This window comes from Alloscardovia omnicolens DSM 21503 (assembly GCF_000420505.1).
In the GTDB taxonomy this organism is placed as follows: Bacteria; Actinomycetota; Actinomycetes; order Actinomycetales; family Bifidobacteriaceae; genus Alloscardovia; species Alloscardovia omnicolens.
Genome location: NZ_ATVB01000005.1, coordinates 44,515 through 62,089 on the forward strand (window position 1 = coordinate 44,515; position 17,575 = coordinate 62,089).

Sequence of the window (17,575 nt, forward strand, 5' to 3'; positions counted from 1 at the left end):
GACCGTTTCGCCTCATCGCGAAGCGGTCTTATGGGTTGTGGGAGCAATGTTATAGCTTCTCTGCGCTGTTAATGCTGTCAGTCATGATGCATGCAACGTATCGGGACTCATAGCATTTCAACCACAGCCACAAGAATAAACGCAACCAAGCAAAAGGAAACCTCGCTGGAACTAATAAGTAACCAGCGAGGTTATATTCCTACAGCAGTATCAGCTACAAATTTTCTGAAGTCTCAGAAACTCTATCGCACGAACATGCATTCAACAGGGAAGCATCTTCGCTTACAGATCCAGCTGGGCTGTTCGCCCATGATTATCGCGCACAATCAAGCGTCCCGTAGCATCTTCAGGCACTTCTACTACAGCCAAAGCTCGACCATAGTATGTTCCTGACTCACCGCTAACAAAAGACGCCTCGTTATACGGCGAAGCACAGCCAAAACCAAGCAATCGCACACCTTTACCCTCAACGCTGGCAGATAACTGCCCGCGTTCAAGAGGTTTGACTTCACCAGCATTATCCGTGTAATCTACATGAATAAATTTCACGCGCGAATTTTCGGATTCTGGCTCGCACGAAGCAGTCAAACGTGTTGTCTCTCCTGCTGAACGTAAAGCATAACGACCAATTTCCTTACCTGAAGCGTCATACGATACAGCTTCCACCACGCCAGGCTGCCACGTCGTATTAAATCGTGCAATGCAATCGCCGCACATCTTTTTGCGACCAACTTCCACACCATTAACCAGCAAAGCTACGGAAGCTGCACGTGCGTACACTTCCACGCGAGCATCTTCACCTTCACATCCGTTCCAGCTCCACGAGGCAATAGCGTTACTCATTTTCCACGCGCTCGGCGAATGCTTATCATGCGTATGATTCACCGGAACCACCGCAATATATGGACCTTGATCTCCCGCAGACTCCAAAGCTACGCGCGTGTAATAAGCTTCGCCTAAGAAGTTTCCTATTAAATCAACACGCCCCGAACCTGCCGTCAACCATCCACACTTCTGCTCGCGTGGCGCATAATCGGCATATTCCCATCCGCCCACACCGGTTTCTCCGAGGTAATCCATCCCAGCCCACACAAAATCGCCAATAAGTCGAGGCTCTTTTTTGGCAAGCTCACGGAACTTATACGCATCGTTACAGAAAGTTTCCGATCCTAAAATCAAGCGATGCTCATACTTCTTCAAATCATGCCTATATCTATTAATACCGTAGTTATACCCAGCAATATCCATAGCAGCAAAAGCATCGCGCGTCACCCAATCGCACGGCGGAAGTGAAGCACCAATTTTCATAAAATCAGCGCCCATAATACCTGCTAAGTTATTAAAGAATTCACTACCGCTCGCCTTATGCTTCACGGCTTCACCCTCGCCCGCAGCCTTACGGCGTGCAGCTTCTTCAGCTTCTTTCGCGGCTTTCTCATCAGAGTACTGCCCAAAGCCAATCTTGTTGAGGAAGTTGAAGAAAATATTAATACCGCAGGTAACCGGACGAGTGTTATCAAGCGAGTGCAGGAACTCAGTCATCTGTGCAGTCAACTCAATACCGCGCTTTTGCGCAGTCTCAGCAACTTCATTACCTGTGGAATACATAATCACGCTTGGGTGGTTCTTATCTTTCTCCACCATATCGCGCAGATCTTGCTGCCACCACTGATCAAAATAATCTACATAATCATGCTGAGTTTTGTGAATATACCAGTGATCAATGTATTCGTCCATCACGAGCACGCCTAGCTTATCGCAGGCATCAAGTAACGCTTTAGATATAGGGTTATGCGCTGAACGGATAGCGTTATATCCCGCCTCCTTCATAAGGCGCACACGACGCCCCTCAGCTTGCGCATACGTTGCCGCACCTAAAACTCCATTATCGTGGTGAATGCACGCGCCTTGAATAATAACGCGCTTACCGTTGAGCAGGAAGCCTTCATCCCCCCATGAAATTGTGCGCACGCCAAAAGTTGTGGTGACCTGATCTTGAGAGCCGTTGTCACTGACATAATCCACGTGCATCTCATAGACATGCGGATTATCCAAGCTCCACAATTGCACGCCCTCTACATCGAATTCAATGCTACCTTGCGCGATACTACTCTGCGCAGATGCATCTGTCTGAGCTTCAACTCGCAGTGAGTGCGTGACTACACTATTGTTGTCTTGTGCATTGTCGCTTTGAGTGCTATCCCCCATCTGGGGGATAGATATGGTAGCAGTGCCAGCAGCCGTAGCGTCCACCTGCACCCAGAGGCGCGCACGCTGACCGTCCACAGAAACTGTGCGCACTGTTACGCCATTGTGCACAATATGTTCAGCAGATTCAGCCGTCCACAACTGCACAGGACGGTAAATACCTGCTCCGGAATACCAACGTGAGTTAGGTTGATCTACATTGCGAGCAATAACGCGCAGCTCGTTCAAAGACTCATTCAAAGACTCATTCAAAGACTCGTTCAAAGGCTCCCCTGCACCAGGCCTGCGCTTAACATGCGAAGAAATATCCACATAAAAATTCGTGTATCCGTATGGTCTAAACGCGAGTTTTTCGCCATTCAACCAGACTTCTGCATTATGGTAAACACCTTCGAATTCAAGCCATTGCACGGCTGGCGCATCCTCAGATACTGCAAAATGCTTCACGTACTCATAGTCCGCACCCTCAAACCAACTACCGTTCGTTCCTGAGGACGCAAGCTGCGAGCGCTTTTCATGCAACATAGCATCGTGAGGAATGCTTACCGCAGTAAAATCTGCGTCGTCTGGGTATCCCATTTCGGCATTAAAACGGCGATATGACCAGCCCTCGTTAAAAGTTGTTGCGCGCACGGCACACTCCGTTCAAAGAGATTCAAAGAGATTCAAAGAGATTTACTCAGGTGTGGCGAGTCTGACTATTCAACCAGACTCGCCATCTGATTTTTACATATGATTTCTTCTATATGGTTTCTATTCCTGATTCTTGCTCACTCGCATAAACGAGCTAATAATGACCAGAACTGCGGCTGCAAACATAGCAGCAATACCATATAAGGCACTGTTCATATCGGCAATGCTTTGAGCATTACGGTTAAAGGTCATAACCGAAGAGAACAGGTTAATGCGATCGGCAAAGAACACTGTGGCTCCCCATACGATAAGAACTGCTTCTACAACGTATGCGAGGTCTAACAGCACGCCTAAAGCTGTGCCGTTAGATGCACGTAGCTGTCCGAGCACCAAGATAATAAGTTGCACAGCCAGCGCAATAACTCCACCCACAACGGTTACCATGTTCAGTGGCAAGTTTCCAAAAGTAACTGTGCCTTGATTAATGAAGTAGAAGACCAATGCCACTACCTCAACGATAAAGGCAAGCACTCCCACATAAAAACCGAGAGATAAATTCTTCAGAGCCTTCATCTTAGTTTCCCTTCTGTGCATTCTGTGTGTTCTGTACATTCTGTGCGATATGAGTTTCACGTGTCCGAGTTACCGCAAACTTGCGACGGCTCAGCATGTACATCACGACTGCTGCTGCGGTCAGCACACCAGAGACGATACTGGTTGCTAACAACACATTGTCGTACCATGTGTTCACTCGCTTCAGGCGTGATGTGGTATTTAACCCGTCCATAGCGTTGGAGTTCGCAATAGCGTAGTACTGCCAAATCATGTTGCGCTTTAATGCAGCAGACATTACAGAATCCTTTGCCACATCTTTGTCGTTCCAATATGACCAAATTTTCTTGACGGCTGCAATGGAATCATCGCCTGTAGATGTTGTCATCGTTACACCGTTAATTGCAGATTGACGCAGGTTCTTGTATTCACTATCCATAATGAAGTCCTGAGATACCAGTCCCTTGAATCCCCACTCGTTACGCAAGATATTCATCATCAAACCGGTGTGAGCATTAGTAGTGCGTACACCAATACGGTTGTAGCCAGTCATCATACCCAGGATGTCTCCATCTTCCACGCCCTTCTGAGAAGCGCGCAACTCGCCTTCACGAGCTTTCTGCTCCGTCATAAACACAGCAATACCAATACGGTTAATTTCTGTATCGTTAAAGGCATAGTGCTTGCCAGCCAAAATAACACCGTAGGCGCGGCTTGGCTTTACTGTAGCAGTTACCATTTGTGCAGTGAGAATTGGATCTTCGGAATAGTATTCATGGTTTCGAGCATTGTATGCATTACGATGCAAATCAGTGCCCAAGCCCCACAAAATTGTGGTATTAGCCCAAATTGAGTAGTTACCTAGGAGCTTACCCCACTCAGCTGCCAACTGCTTGCTGAAGGTTTGACCAATAATCGATTCATTAGCCATAATACCCATGGAGTAATTTGCATTCTTATCGTTGGCATCAATAGCATAAGGATCTCCAGTGGACTTATCCTCATTGGCATATTGTCCCAGAGTGTAGGATGCGAAACCGTTAGGACCATCATTCTGCACAGCCTCTGGAGAGCTAATAGATACCACTGGCTTAGTTGATGTTCCGCCAAAAGCTGTACGAATCATGGCTTCAGATAAGGTCATCTGATTCATGAGCTTCTGGAAGTCCTTATCTTCTGGACTCTTCACACCCTTAAACTGAGCCAAAGTGAGATTGCCCGATGCACCCCATGTAGTGGCCTTCTCCTTGGTGTTTGCATTAATCTGATACGTATCATTAGTCAGACCGCCCTTAAGCATGTCTTCGGTAGCAGTCAGATCCTTGTACACCTTTGGCCAGGTGCCCTTCCAGTCAGAGCGAGACAAATAGGTGACTGTATCTGGTATCCACTTGTTCAAATCAGCATCTTCGAGCTGATTTTCTACCTTCGTACCACTCTTGGTGGTAGCGAAAGTGGTGGTGTCGAGCTTATCCAAAGTCCACGTTGCTGTTTCATTTGCATTATTATTCAGCACATTATTAACAGCAGCATGTGCATCATTTCCTACAGAGAAGCGGTAATCTCCTGCGTCAAGAATGTATGTACCCTTTGTTCCTTTAGCGTTCTTAGCCGTTGAATCCCAGCTAGCCATATATTGTGCGTCAGCAGTAATCGTCACAGTTTGAGAAGCACCTGGAGCAAGTTCGTCGGTCTTTTCAAAATCAAGTAATTGTACTGCCGGCTTTTCTACACCGTGTTCCTTATCGTAATCAGTGTATGGAGCTGATACATACAGTTGAGCTACATCTTTACCAGCACGTGTACCAGTATTAGTCACAGTTACCTGAGCGGTTACGGTTTTCTTCTCTAAATCTACCGAAACAGAATCAAGTTTTTGACTAAAGCTGGTATAGCTCAAACCATAACCGAATGGGTACGTAACCTCAGCATTGTAATCCCACGAATCACCAACAGTTGCACCCGCAGAAGAATTTGCATTACCCTCACCTGCTACAGCATCTGCATAACGGGTTTCGTAATACTTATAGCCCGTATAAATACCTTCTGCCTGTACCAGCTCGGAATTAATCATATGCTTAGCATCAGCATTCTTCCACTGGTAATCCCCGTAGTTTACTGCTGCTGGAGAGCTTTGATTATTACTTACCCACGTATCAGCTAAATGAGCCGATGGATTTGCTGCACCGGAAAGCAAATCAGCAATACCGTAGAAACCATAAGCTCCTGGCAAACCAATCTGCATAATGGCATCAACGCCATCATTATCTTTTACTTCCTGCAGCTGCATAGTATTAGCGGAGTTTACGAGAACAATAACCTTACCGCCACTAGCTTTCTTTGCAGAAACTGCAGCATCAATCAGCGCACGTTCGTTATCGTTCAAACCGAGAGGATCAGTCTGATTCAGCTTATCTTTCTCGTTCACACCTGCTCCACCCGGCGTATAGTTACGGTTCTCACCAGACGCACGAGCAACCGTCACAATCATAACGTTGTTATCGTTGAGCGAATCTTTCCACGAAGGATTAGCCTTCTCTAGAGCCTGCTGAGACGGTTCTTTATTACTAAAGGTATCTCCAATCATCGGAGCAGTAATACGTGTCACCTGAGAAACATGACCGAAGTTATTAATCTCTGTGCTGAACTGATTCTTCATACCGGTATACAGTTTTTCCGCAGTTTCATTAATCTTAAAGCCCTTAGCTTTCAAAGCCTGCACGAAATCAACGGTATCCGCATCCGTTCCCTGATTCATAGACAGAGACGAACCCATATCGCCGCCCTGTACTGGATAGTAGCTGGAGAAGCCCAGAAGTGATACTTTCTGCGTTTCTGCTTGAGATAGAGGAAGAGCACCGTTGTTCTTCATAAGCACGGAACCCTCTTCACTCATACGTTCGCCAAGATCTTGAGCTGCCTGAACAAGCTGCTTTGTGCTCGTATAATCCGACTTATAGGTGTATGTTTTATCTGCATCTACCTTGGAATCCGACACCCATTCTGTGCTATGCGTGCCGAGGAACTTATTAATATCGGTTTTGAATCCATTAATTGCACTCGTAGCAGTAAGAGATAATGCAAGACCTGCAGCAAATACTGTGGTTGCACCTCTCCACACCCTCGTTGGTGTACCTTTCTTCATTGAATTTCTCCTTCTTGAGGAAACCTTAGACCAACCTAAGATTTCAAACCTTTTTCTTAGATACGCGAGCCGCGAGCTTAGCTTGATACGCTGCTTCTTCTTCCTCGAAGTTCAGCCCCTTCTTAGCGCATTTTGCACGTAAGTCGACAAGACGAGCTTGTTCAGCTTCTCGCTCAGCTTCTTCCTGTTCGAGACGTAAACGTTCTTCCGGCTCTATCCATTCGCCGCCTGCTGCCAAAACTGCAGCTTTTTGATGTTCGACGATAATGGCATGATCTTCTTCCATATGCTTTTCTACGTTAAGGAAGAGCATCAGAATAATGATGATGGAATAGCAGATCAGTTCCGAACAGATATAGCATCCGGCAAGCACGGTCTGTACCATACCGTTTTGCGCAGTAGCCAGCGGATTATATCCTGCTGCAGACAATAAAGCGTTGATTAAACCGTTTCCTAGACCGGTCATGCCCACCATGATGGCGCCGTACACGCTCATAGTAAAGCCATCTGAGCGGAAACCGTTTTTTGCTTCTAAATGATCGAGAACGTCGGAAAGCAAAGCCAAAGTCACATACATTGCAGGAATAGATCCCACGCCTTTGAGAACAACACCAATAACCACAATCGGTAGACTATGCACATTAAGAAGGCTGACTGCACCGCCCAGCACAGCTAAAACCATACCGCCAGCAACAGCATTGCGCTTGCCCAATTTATGAGCAATTGGCCATGCCAGCAACATGCCGATAGCTGTTGGAATACCGCCAATTAAGCCCAGAGTAGACATGGCTGCTCCTGCTGCAGCTTCCGTGTTCACGCCATCAAACATCCAGCGCGTGTAATAGCTCATAGAACCGTTTTTCACCATGCCGGAAAGCTGGAAGAGGAGGAAATACAAAATAATAATCCACCAGTAACCGTTGCTCATGCACACCTTGGCCTGCTTAGCCATGGAGAGCTTTTCTTCGACGATATTGAGCTTCATATTTTCTTCGGTAATGCGCTCACGAGTGAAGTAGTATTCGAGCACAATACCTACAGCGGTGAGGATGCACAGCACAATCATGGCTACGCGCCAGTTGTTGTAGCTGGCAGCTGTATCAATGCGACCGGCTCCGCCATCGACGAAGAGGTAGCTTTGCAGCACAATAGGCACAACAATGCTCGCAGCCACACCAATAGCAGCCACACCCGCAGCATTCGACATGGTTGCCAGAACTCCACGTTGATTCGAGTTACGCGTAGACAAAGCCACCATGGAGCTGTGTGCAGTGTAGAACAGTGGATAAGCCACAGCGTAATACATGTTATAGCTCACAGCTATCCATACCATCTGCACAGCAGGAGAGCTTCCTGTTGGAGTGAGGAATAGTAACGCAATAGCTACCACAACGAAAGGAGTGGATAAGAACATATAAGGACGAGCCTTACCCTGCTGAGTGCGCGTATTATCAATCAAGCGTCCCACAACGAGGTTTCCAGCAATCACAAAAATAACCGATACCATCGGCAGCACGGTCGAGAAAATACCGAACTTAGAGCTATCTGTCCATCCCAAAACATCGGAATAATAACGGTTTAGATACGAACCAAAAATTGCGTTCGAGATAAACGCCATAAAAGGCCCCACGAAATAGCCTAAAAGCATTTCTGGCGCTTTAACATTCGCCGATGTAATGCGCGTTTTTAATACGGGTGAGTTAAACATTTAAGCGCGAACCTCCATGTTCGAGTTAGCGGTAAGAGTAGACGTGAAGGTGTGCGCACCATTGCTCACCTCATGCACACTGCCATCAGGAAGCACCACCTCAGCACGAGTGCTGACGGGAACGTCCACGGTTAAAACAAAAGTGCCGTTAGAATCGAGAGTCCAGGAGCTGCTGACCACACCATATGGCGTGCGCGTTCTAGCTTTCGCCCATGTTAAGCCGCCACCAACAATAGGTTGAACGCGGAAGGTCTTATATGCTGCGCTGGTTGCTTCCAAACCTGCTACGCGCGAATACAGAAATGCTCCCACAGCACCCGATGCATAGTGATTGTAGGAAATCATAATATCCGTACCGTCGTCACCAATCGGACATTCGCCGTTTTCATCGAGACCGTCCCAACGCTCCCAAATAGTTGTTGCACCTTGCTTGACTTCATAGAGCCAGCTTGGGCAAGCATCATTAAGCAGCATGGAATAAGCTACATCAGGTCGTCCGTTATCGGCGAGAGCAAACAAAATATATGGTGTTCCTGGGAAACCTGTGCCAATCTTATAATCGTTTGACTCTACTAAGCGCGCAAAATTACTTACTGCTGCTAAGCGCTGATTTTCAGGGAACATACCTAAATAAAGCGGCAGCACGTAGGCAGTTTGAAACTCATTAATGAGCTTGCCTTGACCGTCAGTAAAAACATTAATATAGGCTTGAGCTACACGATCTGCTAAAGCGTGATACTGTGCAGCATCTTCATCGTTACCCAGAACTTCAGCAACACGAGCTAAGGTGCGCGCTGTATTATTTAGGCTTGCAGTAGCAGTCCATGGAGAGCGTGCTTGCCACTGACTCATCTGAGGAACGTCTGGAGCAACCCAATCTCCAAAATGGAGAACGGATGGAGTGTTCCAAATATAGCGTTTATCTCCGCGACCCCATAGACTAGCCCAGAACAAGCATGCTTTCACATACTTCTTCATAGTGGCATACATAGAGCGCAAAATCTCTTTATCTCCACGAGATTGGTAGAGTGCCCATGGCACGAGCACGCAAGCGTCACCCCACCAATCAATAGCCATTTGCGGCATCGTTGCTGGGAAACCGTAGCCTTGCACAGGCACAGTATTAGGAATACCTCCACCGCGAGTTTGTTCTGCTTTCACATCGCGCAGCCATTTATCGAGAAAACGGCTCATATCAAAGTTAAAGCAGGCTGTTGGAGCAAAAACGGCAATATCTCCCGTCCATCCCATACGTTCATCACGCTGAGGGCAATCAGTAGGAATATCCACAAGATTGGACTTCGAGCCCCACATAATATTGCTATGCAGCTGGTTCAACGCGTTATTGGAGCATGCAAAAGATCCAATTTCTTCCATCTCGGAATACAATGCTATGCCTTGTACATCAAAAACATCAGCATCAATACCGCTTACGCTAATATAGCGAAATCCCATGTAAGTAAAGCGCGGTGCATAGCTTTGCTCTCCTGCTGCACAGGTGTATACAATCTGAGCTTTTGCAGTGCGCAAAAAGGTCGTGTTTAACGATCCATCTGGGTTCAATATTTCCGCATGCTTGACGGTAATAACTTGACCTTCGCGTGCATCGCGCACACTGAAACGTACAATACCCGCAAAGTTCTGGCCAAAATCATAAATCAGTTCGCCGTTATCGCTGCGCTTCACGAACTGTGGCTCAAAAACCTCATGCTCGCACACACGTGCAGAATAGTCAGCGCGAATCTGTGGATGAATACGCAGTTTTTCTATACTCGCCGCACGCCATGACGCTGCATCGAGCTGAACGCGCGCATCATACACTTCGCCATCATAGAGGTCTGCCGAACGAACAGGTGAATCTATCGTCACTTGCCATGAGCTATCTGTTCCAATAATATCTGTGCTGCCATCAGAGTAATCGATGCGCAGCTCAGCAAGCAAAGCCTGACGTTGTGCGCTCACACGGTTCTTGCGTGTAAAAACGAAAGAACCCACAGCCCATCCGCCCGTAACTGTAGCTTCTAAACGAGCTTCATTCGACTGGCGTAAATAATCCGTTACGTCATAGGTTTGATACTGCAGATTCGTTTTATACGAAGTGAAGCCAGGCGCAAAATAATATTCAGACACACGCTCACCGTTAATCGTAAAATCATACAAACCCATTGCTGTTGCATAAAGGCGAGCGCGAGCAATTGTTTTACCTGCTGTTGGACGTACAACGCGATAGAAAACCATTGGACGAGGCGATACTTTTTTCTCAGTAAAACGGTAGCTGCCATCGCTAATCCATTGCGCTTGCCATGGAGTATCGAGGCGGCCCGTTTCGAAAGTGGTATGAGCGCTGGCTGTGCGACCGTAATTATCGCGTATCTCAACGTCTACAGGATATTGAGTAAAAGCCTGCAGTCCAGCGCCAGCGTAGGCGAGAGCAACCTGATTAGTGGTTGTTGTTTCCCAATCTGCTATGCGCACACGTGCTTCTTGCAGGCTGGTCTCTGCTAAATCACTGGTTACGGCAAAAGATATACGGGGATGATGTTCGTCTGTAACGCATCCCGCTTCCCTGTTTTCTACGGTGAGATGTTCTACGCCTAACACAGCTTCCCTTTCGCCTTTGAACTCTCTGTGATATCTCTAATCTAAAAGTTCGCGGATAGGGAAGCGAGCGGGTCTGCATGAAATGCATTTTGAGCGTCATAAAATGCATGGAGAAGTATATGGGTTCGTTCGATTTACCGGGGTTTTGTAGGTTGTAGGTTGTAGGTGTGTGGAGGTTGTGAGCGCGGAACGCTGACAATGCGTACGCTCGAAAACCCCTCTCAATTCTCGCTCGTAAGTACGTAGAAGTTGCTAGCGTGCAATGCTAATAATGCTCACGCGCACTCTTAAGAGTGATTGGAATCCTCATCCGTGCGTGAATCATGAAACGCTATACCAAATCAGGTTTCACAAACCATCCACCTAAGCGCTCCGGACTGCCGCACAAGAATGATCAAATAAATCAAACCAAACCCACAGCTAAAATCCCAAGAACCCCAACTACCCTCTCGGAAGCCCTACCCTTCCCGGCGCAGCGGAATCATAATATTCAAGCTAAAAACCTTGTCCTGCGCGTTCATGGTCATCACACCTCCATAGCGTTGAGTGACCAGTTGCATAGATTTCACACCGAAGCCGTGATACCGCTTATCTTTTTTACTCGTTTGCGGCAGTCCGCGTACAAAGCGAGGCATACGCGCGCACGAGTTTTCTACGTGAATAATAATCATACCGCGCGCTTCTTGCACTTTCATGCGAATATAGCGCTGCTGTTCGTCCTCAATCTGTACGGTTGCTTCCATCGCGTTATCAATAGCATTGCCGAAAAGCGAGTAAATATCTGCTGGCTTCATAAAAGATAGATGAGAGCCGTCAATCATACGGTCAAAAAGAATACTGCGCTGTTCGCAGATTAATGATTTATGCGCTAACAGCACGTCAAGCGTTTCGTTTCCTGTGCGCAACGAGGAATCATAAATGCTCACTAAATCTTTCAGATCGTTAATTTCTTCTTGAGTTACGCGACCTTCTAAAACAGTCAGCTGCTTTTTTAAGTCATGCGTTTTTATATTGATGAGATTAATTGTTTCTTTATCGCTTTCAAATTTTTGACGTTGCTGATTGAGCAGTTGGGAAAGAAACTCATTATCGCGTTGCGCGGTTTCGCGTTCAGTAATTTCGCGCAGTAAAACAAGCAGAAAAATACACGTGACTAAACGTGTGAGAACGAACATAAAATAAGCGTTATTTGCAATGCGTGTGTGAGCGATAAACTCATCAAATAAAGTAGAAAATACAGTAACGCACAGCATAATACCAACAGCAACAAGAATAAAACTATTAGCAATATGTTCAGGTAGGCGCCCATGCAGTGGCTGAGCGAACAGAAAATATCCGCATGCTAAAAACGCACAGAATAACAGCGGATACGCATACCATTGGTTATACAAAATACTGGCTGTTCCCTCGGAGTTAAGTATAGGAAAACCAATCTGAACTATTTGAGCGCAACTATAACATGCATGTTGTAAAGCTACGGTTCCTGCAGTAATAAAAAGCGCTTGCTTCCATGTGAGCTCCACACAGAACCATACTGCCAGATAGCACAGTGCATAAAAAACGAGAGATCGAGCGATAACTGCCCATACGACAGGAGGAGTAAGAAGGCTGCTCCAAGCCCAAGCAATACTACTGAATACGATAAGACTTGCCAGCGCTCGAACCAATACATTATTACGTTTGCTCATATGAGCGCTACACACAGCAGCTGTGGCGAGCAGTTCTAACATAAAACCAGTTTCGCGGAAGAAAATCATAGCATCATCCCCTCGTTACCCATGGCTGCAGCGAAACCCTGCATAAAAGCCTTATGATACGCACGACCTATAGGCACACGATCGCCACTGCTCACGCGCAACTGCGCGCTGCTGATGTTCATCACGTGATGAGGATTAACCAAAAACGCTTTCGAGCAGCGCAAAAAGCCTTTAGGCTCGAGCAGCTCTTGGACTTTCTGCAAACTTCCTGCGCTTGTTAAAATGCCCAACTCCGTGTGGTAGTGCACATTATGACCGCGCACTTCAATATATTCAATATCGCTCACACGCACACGCACACCGCTGCCGCGGAAAGTAATAACAATGGAATCGTCGGCTTTTGCACATACTGCAACAGCGCGTTGCATTTTACGCTCAAAATCTGGGTATATGTACGGCTTAATAATGTAGTCAAGAGCATTAACTTCGTAGCCTTTTGCAGCGAACTGCGCCATATTGGTTACAAAAATCAGCACTGCTTTCTGGTCGAGGCGACGCAAAGAATAAGCTGCATCCATGCCATTCATATTTGGCATTTCAATATCCATGAAAACAATATCCCACACGGGTTTGTAGTCGTCGAGCAAAATCGTGGGATCAGTAAAACGAATTATTTTAAATTGCGTGTCATGTGTGTTCGAAAAGGCGTCGAGAAACTTCGATAAGGTATCTGCTGCCTTATCGTCGTCTTCTACTAGGGCAATATTCAGCATCGTCGCCACCTCACCTCGTATCTCTTCGCGCAGGCTAGTCTTCGCTAAGCTTAGGATTGCCTCATCTCATCCGTTCCGTAACGCTGCTGTAAAGCAATCATTGCACAACCTGCTATTGCTTCTACAATAACAACTCCAGCAAACCCCCACATGGTATATGTCAAAGTCTCTGGTGACACCAAAGCAGGTGTTACGAGCGCAAATAAGCCGCAGATAAGACGAGAAACACCGTTAATATATCCTTGAACCGTCGCACGAATGCTCACAGGAAAAGACTCCTGCGTCCACACTTTATAGATAGCTTCTCCTGCCAAAGGAATACCCGCGTAAAGCAAAGCTGTGGCAGACACAATAATTCCCAGGTTAGAACCAGCCAGAGCCATAATAATAATGGAGGTAAACGTGAGAACTAGACCAACAGCAAAAGCCGTATTACGATGACGTCCTCCCGCTACAGTGGCGAAAACAATATTGAGCACGAGAGTAATGAGGTTCAACCCGATTCCCAAAGCTGTGGCGAGGCTTTGTGAGGCACCTGATTGCGCGGAAATATAGGTTTGGAACTGACCCCATGTATTCGCCAGCAAGTTCCACATAATATAGAACACTGTGATGGTTACGAGAAAGCCCGTCAGCGCTTTTCTATGTTCTCCGCTAAAAAGCGAGAGCATAGAAACTTTTTGATTATTACTTCCATCTGCTGATAAGAGATGATGCCTCTGCTGAGCTTGCTCATGAACAGCACGTAAACCAGGAGAAAGTAAACGCCACAGTGTGGTTATGATGCCTAGGACTGCGAAAACAGCGAAAACAATACGTCCACCTATTGCGCCGGCAAGTTTTGAGACTGCAAAGGCTGCGCTATAGGCTACAAACATGCCTGCTTGCCAGAATACTTGACTTGTGGAAATCAAACGCGAACTGGTGGCAGCATCGGGCGCATCGAAAGACAGCACAGTAATAGCAACAGGAACCTCAGCACCAGAAGCAATGCCGGCAATAATAATACCGGTCATGAGCATCGAAAAATCTGTAGCGCATACGCACAGGACAGCGCCCAGCATATAGAGCACATTAATCCAGTTGAAAAAGACAACGCGACCAATTTTATCGGCAATCCGACCACCTGCAATTGACCCGCCTGCAATAGCAAAAGAAAGCACTCCCGACAAAAGACCTACTTGCGCATCGGTTAAGCCTAAGCCAGATTGCCACACGGTTATTGTGGACGCTAATCCTACAATAATTCCCGATGCCAAAGTAGCACCTAATCCAGCAGCTACTGCCAGTTCTGTGTAATTGTGAGTTCGAGCTGTATTAGCCACCTGACGTGCGCTCCTTGTATACGGTATACATCATTGTCTGCAGATGAATCATATAGTATGAGCACGGTTCGGGCGCAGCAATGTGCACTGCACGAAATGCAGAACAGACGTCACAAAAAACACAATACTGCTGTGCAGGTGTGCAACAGCAGTATTGTGAGGGGTTGTTCTGTCTTAACTCAACTTAATCTTTATATTATGTTCGCCGGCAGTTAGCTCCTTACCGTCAAGGGCAGGAACAACGGCTGTTGAACCATATGGCACCTCCACATGAACGTCAACAGCAGAACCGTCATCGTTTATCTTCCAATCAACACGCGCCTGACCAAACGGTGTTATATGTGCGGTCGAGGCATGATCAAGACCACCTCCAACAAGCGGATTTACTGCAAAACGTTTCCATCCCGGTTCCAGCGACTCCAAACCACCTATACCAGTGTGAAGCCACTGTGCCACAGAGCCCAGAGCATAATGGTTAAAGCTAGTCATTCCACCTGGATTAATGGACCCATCTGGCAGAAGCGAATCCCAACGCTCCCACGTGGTGGTAGCACCCATAGCCACTTGATAGAGCCAACTTGGACATTGAGTAGATAGCAGTAACGAATACGCTTCCTGTATATGTCCTGTAGCAGATAAAGCAGGCAAAACATACGGCGTTCCCGCAAAACCAGTGCTTACTTTACCGCCTGATTCACGCACAAGATTAGCCAAACGCTCACCAGCGGCAGCAACAAGCCGTTCAGAACCCTCGAATAATCCAAAAGCAATCGATAATGCGTAAGCACACTGTGTATCAGAAGTCATGCGCAAACCGGTGTGGTCATTGCGCTGCACAAAACGAGCAATATACCCCGTGCGGATGCGCTCATACAAGCTTGCATAATGTTCTTCTTCCTCACCTTTACCGAGTGCGGCAGCAATGTATGAGGCCTGCTTGCAACTACGAGCAAAGAATGCTGTAGCAACCAGCTCTTTTTGAGTAATCGCCTGCGTTGGGTCTTCTGGAGGAGCACTTGGGTCAAGCCAATCTCCTAACTGACCAAGCGGATAACGTGGTTTGCGATCCCACACTCCGTCAGAACTTAAATACCCTTCTACTTCAGCAATCCAGTCATGAATAAGATTCCATGACTGTTCAAGCAGCTGCGTATCTCCATCATCCATATAAATAGCCCATGGCACTGCTACTACAGCATCACCCCAAATTGCAATCGCCTCCGGTTTAGCCCACACACCCAGTGGTACAAATGGAACAAAGAATGGCACCGTACCACAGTTGAGCTGCTCACTGCGCACATCGGTGAGCCAGCTACCCAAAATATTGTGCACATCATACAGATACGATGCAGTTGGAGCGAATAGGTCAATATCGCCCGTCCAGCCCATGCGTTCATCGCGCTGTGGGCAGTCAGTTGGCAAAGAAACGAAATTTGACTTCATCGACCACAGAGCATTGCTGTGCAAACGATTGAGCAGCGTGTTCGAGCTATTGAACCAACCTGTGCGACGCATTGTGGTGTGATAAACGCTGCACACGAGATTGTCTGCTGTCAGCTCTCCCGGATAACCAGAAATAGTGGCATATCTAAAACCATGCATCACAAAACGAGGTTGCCACCAAGCGTCTTGCCCGTTAGAAATATAGGTATCGTGCTGCTGACCACGACGTAAGGTGCGCGTAGCTAAGCTTCCATCGCTATCAAGCACTTCTGCATGCCTCAGCTCTACAACATCGCCAGTTTTTAGACCTTTCATATGCAGATTAATAAGTTGCGAGCAGTTTTGACCGAAGTCTAACAGATACGTTCCATCTGCTTGCTTACTTATCGATACTGGACGGTTTTCGCCTTGCGCCCGTACAGCTTCTTTCGATGCTGGTTTAACTTTGTACTGATCATAGACCACTTCAGCCACGGAACCCCACTGTCCAATCGTACCTTGGGTTGTTGTTTCGTCGAATCCTGGCTCATCCCATCCCTTTTGCTCAAGACGAGCATCATAGGTTTCGCCTTCATACAGGTCGGAGCGCACAATTGGACCGCGTGTAGCATGCCAGGTTTCATCCCACGCATTTGAGTAGAACTTGAGCACTTGTCCATTATCGAGACGCACTTCTAACTGGGCTTGTACGCCAATGCGATCACCGTAGACGTTAGGAATTCCACCATCGAAGCCGAGGCGTCCACGCCACCAGCCATCACCTAGAAGGAAGCCAAGCGCATTAGTTCCCTCATGAAGCATATCAGTTACATCGTAGACCCACTGTTCTACGCGATCACGATACACCGTCCACCCTGGGTTTAACACATCCTCACCCACAGTATGTCCATTAATATGCGCTTCTACAAGCCCTAAAGCACTCAGATACAGGCGAGCGCGCACGGGTTTGCCTGACACATTAATCTCGGTGCGCACCAACGGCAAATGGCGATGATCAGTCTCCGGCTCACTCCACGCAGGGCCCACAAAATCTGCGTTGAGCTCCCACGCCGCCATACTTGATTCCACACGCACAGCAGCCGGCTGCGCGTCGCTTCCCACCAATTGCACACTCAGGCGCGCTTCCTCTCGTGGAGCCAATGGGTCAAAAGGCCAATCCACTAACACATGAGACTGTGCTGGAAGCTCCACACTATCTTGTGTTCGAGCAACTTCCACACCTTCTCTTACTACACTGACCAACACCCGATCACCCTGCGTTGGAATTCCCTCGTAATCCCAGCTTAAGCGTGGTGATGTGTGTGCTATGCCCAATACATCGCCAGAATAATGTTCAACACGCACTGCACTGACGCGCACATCACTAACGTACTCGCCACCGCAATAGTGCTCTCCCCGCACCCCATTCACCTGAGCACCACTCACGCGCTCACCACTAAGGTAATCATTCTTTGTATCAACTACTTCGTCATTGTGTGAATTCATCGTTG

9 protein-coding genes are annotated in these 17,575 nt (G+C 47.3%); all 9 read right to left on the reverse strand.

All coding sequences use genetic code 11. The annotated features are described in order from the left end of the window. Positions 1-282: 282 nt before the first annotated feature. The 9 genes from G464_RS0103295 to G464_RS0103335 all read right to left on the reverse strand — a co-directional run bounded on the left by G464_RS0103295 (position 283) and on the right by G464_RS0103335 (position 17,570). Positions 283-2,841 carry a glycoside hydrolase family 2 TIM barrel-domain containing protein gene (locus G464_RS0103295; RefSeq protein ID WP_022856722.1) on the reverse strand — a complete coding sequence of 853 codons (2,559 nt, stop codon included), beginning with the start codon at positions 2,839-2,841 and terminating at the stop codon, positions 283-285. 120 nt (positions 2,842-2,961) lie between these two features. Further along, positions 2,962-3,414 carry a hypothetical protein gene (locus G464_RS0103300; RefSeq protein ID WP_022856723.1) on the reverse strand — a complete coding sequence of 151 codons (453 nt, stop codon included), beginning with the start codon at positions 3,412-3,414 and terminating at the stop codon, positions 2,962-2,964. Position 3,415: 1 nt separating this feature from the next. Next, the gene (locus tag G464_RS08705; RefSeq protein ID WP_080651133.1) at positions 3,416-6,538 is read right to left on the reverse strand and encodes a glycoside hydrolase family 3 C-terminal domain-containing protein; all 3,123 of its coding nucleotides are present in this window, start codon (positions 6,536-6,538) and stop codon (positions 3,416-3,418) included. Between the two features lie 43 nt (positions 6,539-6,581). Continuing rightward, entirely contained in the window at positions 6,582-8,246 is a 1,665-nt protein-coding gene (locus G464_RS0103310; RefSeq protein WP_026472576.1) for an MFS transporter, read from the reverse strand. Next, a complete protein-coding gene (locus G464_RS0103315) occupies positions 8,247-10,847 on the reverse strand; it encodes a family 78 glycoside hydrolase catalytic domain (RefSeq protein ID WP_022856724.1) in 2,601 nt (866 codons plus the stop codon). It lies immediately after the preceding gene. 458 nt (positions 10,848-11,305) lie between these two features. Then, complete coding sequence (locus tag G464_RS0103320) at positions 11,306-12,604, reverse strand: ATP-binding protein (RefSeq protein WP_021617739.1); 1,299 nt, start codon at positions 12,602-12,604, stop codon at positions 11,306-11,308. After that, a complete protein-coding gene (locus tag G464_RS0103325; protein ID WP_022856725.1) occupies positions 12,601-13,317 on the reverse strand; it encodes a LytR/AlgR family response regulator transcription factor in 717 nt (238 codons plus the stop codon). The genes G464_RS0103320 and G464_RS0103325 overlap by 4 nt, the downstream gene beginning before the upstream one ends. A gap of 50 nt (positions 13,318-13,367) precedes the next feature. After that, positions 13,368-14,642 (reverse strand): MFS transporter, encoded by a 1,275-nt coding sequence (locus tag G464_RS0103330; RefSeq protein ID WP_022856726.1) that lies wholly within the window; start codon positions 14,640-14,642, stop codon positions 13,368-13,370. A gap of 174 nt (positions 14,643-14,816) precedes the next feature. Continuing rightward, positions 14,817-17,570: an alpha-L-rhamnosidase gene (locus G464_RS0103335; RefSeq protein ID WP_022856727.1), complete on the reverse strand. Its 2,754-nt coding sequence runs from the start codon at positions 17,568-17,570 to the stop codon at positions 14,817-14,819. Positions 17,571-17,575: the final 5 nt, after the last annotated feature.

What these genes read in the sequence shown, in the direction of transcription:
- G464_RS0103320 (WP_021617739.1), bottom strand. Translation starts at nt 12,604, where the DNA reads ATGATTTTCTTCCGCGAAACTGGTTTTATGTTAGAACTGCTCGCCACA.
- G464_RS0103310 (WP_026472576.1), bottom strand. Translation starts at nt 8,246, where the DNA reads ATGTTTAACTCACCCGTATTAAAAACGCGCATTACATCGGCGAATGTT.
- G464_RS08705 (WP_080651133.1), bottom strand. Translation starts at nt 6,538, where the DNA reads ATGAAGAAAGGTACACCAACGAGGGTGTGGAGAGGTGCAACCACAGTA.
- G464_RS0103325 (WP_022856725.1), bottom strand. Translation starts at nt 13,317, where the DNA reads ATGCTGAATATTGCCCTAGTAGAAGACGACGATAAGGCAGCAGATACC.
- G464_RS0103335 (WP_022856727.1), bottom strand. Translation starts at nt 17,570, where the DNA reads ATGAATTCACACAATGACGAAGTAGTTGATACAAAGAATGATTACCTT.
- G464_RS0103300 (WP_022856723.1), bottom strand. Translation starts at nt 3,414, where the DNA reads ATGAAGGCTCTGAAGAATTTATCTCTCGGTTTTTATGTGGGAGTGCTT.